2 protein-coding genes are annotated in these 2,566 nt (G+C 44.7%); both read left to right on the forward strand.

Features of this window, described 5'->3' with window-relative positions:
* Window positions 1-1,256, forward strand: a 1,256-nt coding sequence (locus K8S15_09855) for a hypothetical protein (GenBank protein ID MCD4776338.1), incomplete at its 5' end; no start/stop codon positions are given.
* Window positions 1,257-1,261: 5 nt separating this feature from the next.
* Window positions 1,262-2,566 (forward strand): hypothetical protein (locus K8S15_09860; GenBank protein MCD4776339.1); only part of this gene is annotated, 1,305 nt, incomplete at its 3' end.

Genomic DNA, 2,566 nt, shown 5'->3' on the forward strand with positions numbered 1-2,566 from the left:
AAGTTATTGAGCTTTTCAGAGCGGAAACAATAGAAGAGCTTGAAGCTTCACTGATGGATGGTTATCCTTTTGCCTGGCTTGAGGAGACACTCAAGGATGAAAGTATTCCCTGGGAAGACAGGTACTGGCTTGACAGGCGAGTCAGGGCGGCCATTTCTCAGAACCTTCATGTTTTCTACGATACTGAGAATAATCCTGTCCACATTTCTGCTGATTGCATCTTTCCCGGAGAGTACTATTGGAGAGAACATATGATTGTTGATCCAGCTGGATGGAATGTTCCTGAAGGGGCGGAGAGACCAGTAGCAGCAGCCTGGTGGGATATCGGTTACATTTTCAATACTTTTGGGCGTAAGGTTGGGGATCTGGCATTGCCAGTACCAATGATTGTGATGTCACGTGACGGAGAGATAAGTGTAATCTCAACTGGAGGTAATTCTCCCGAGTATCCAAACGAACAACCCTATGCATGCTTCATGTACTCAGATGGCACATTCTTTGAAGTGCCTTTGGATGTAATAGGCATGTACAGTGCCATAGTATCTCAGGATGGCTCAATCGTGGCATTTAGCTGTGTACACCAAAGTGAATCTTCAACTTCAGATCAGGGAAACCCAACAGGACCTGTATACATCTTCGACCGGGACGCTAATCATTTGAGAACAATATTCCCTGAAGTCCAACTTGAATGGTGCTGGAGACCTGCTATTTCATCTGAAGGAGAGTATCTCTGTCATACAGCACGTGGTGCGAATACATGTTTGATTGATTGTATTAACGGTAAATCCGAAGTATTGGTAAAACCAATTGGAATCCGTGAGCAAATCACAAATTATTACAGTTTTTCACCTGATAGAAGTATTCTCAATCTCGGAGGAGCTACGACGGGTAGAACCATGGATATAAGCAGCCGCAACGTTATGCTTTACAATGAAACTGGCCGCAGGGATTCCGAAGAACAACCATCGACGGTCTTGTGCAGTTCTAACGATCATATATGCACTTCACTGACCACAATGCGAGGGAATCGACCTGATTTCTATTGGGAATTGGTTGTATATCTTGAAGATCAGGTTATCTATTCCAATCGCGTTACTGCAGAAATTCAATTCTTCCCTATTCAGACAGATGTCTCACCAAATGGTAATTACCTGATCGTTAATCCTCAGGATGCATGTCATGGGTATCCATCTGCTTTTGGCTATGAGGAAGTCTACAACCTTCCTCTCATTGCTATGTGTATTGAAGGCAGGTGATCTAAATGACAGTACCTAATACATATTGTGAGGTAATACTCAGCTTCCTGATTCTCGCTGCTCCAACAATCGTAAATGCCAATAATCCAACTCCGATCCCTTGGCCTGTAGGCAGTTCAGAAAATCAGATGGATTCTACAAAAACCCTCATGAACAGTTACGGTGATCCGCAGAACGATTGGTCTCTAGGGATGTTTCACGCCGGGGTCGATTTTGATTCTCATACAGAATCACCACCCTGCTATGATGTACGATGCGTAATTGATGACGCTGTCATATCCCATTGGTACGGGACACCATTCCAACCGGATACTCTACCATGGCAATGGGTTGTTGTTACTACAGAAGGAACTGATTCCCTAAACCATGAGGAGTTCGGCTGGTCATACGGTCATTTATCGGATCCTCGGGTTCCTCCACACTATTGGAATCTCTGGGATCCTATATCTAAGGGGGATCTCATAACGACAATGAATCCCTATGTCCAGACAATACACACTCACTTCAAGTGGACAACATGGGATCATGATAATACTTGCTATGTGAATCCTTTGGATTATCTTACGCCTTCACCAATACAAGGTTCAGGGTTTACCTGGACATTCAATCCTAAAGGCTATACACCTTCTTTTGAATACTTCTTCCTGGCTGATACGCTTACCTGTTTGTGGCCCATTGATCCAGATGATGTTCCTGGCATCATGCTGGACGAAAACGATCTTTCAGATAACGTTGATGTCTTTTTCGGATTTGGTCTTCAAGGCGAAGGTCAGTCTACTACTCCTGCCTGCGGCAGGAATGATCTTGCTCCTGAGCGTATCAAATGGGACATGATTCGTGAGACTACTTCAGAAGATGATACACTTGAAACTAATTTTGTTGTCAACTTTGACTGTCTGCTTTCTAGTCAAGGGCAAAATGAAAAAGTCTGGCAGCTTTACTTCCGCCATGACCTGGATGATATGTGCTCATATATTCCCGATAGTTTAAGCCATGAGGGTCTGATCGTCTGCCTCACCAACTGCGGCGATATGCAGGGCTGGGATAACCTTGGCATCGACAACATCGAGGAAAGCTGCTGGGACACCAATGCAGACTATCAGTTCAACGACGATACTGTGAACCCCGTCCTTGCAGCCTACAAAGATGGTCCATACAGGCTGGATGTAACCTGCTTTTCACATGGCGATCCAGCAGTTGAGTTTCCTCAGAGCATCAACTGCGAGCTTCACAACTTCAGCCCTGCTCTCCGTGAAGTATTCATACTTGATCTCGAAACCGATCAGACTTATTACCACGCTGAATGGGTG

The organism is Candidatus Aegiribacteria sp. (assembly GCA_021108005.1).
Taxonomy (GTDB): domain Bacteria; phylum Fermentibacterota; class Fermentibacteria; order Fermentibacterales; family JCC-6; genus Aegiribacteria.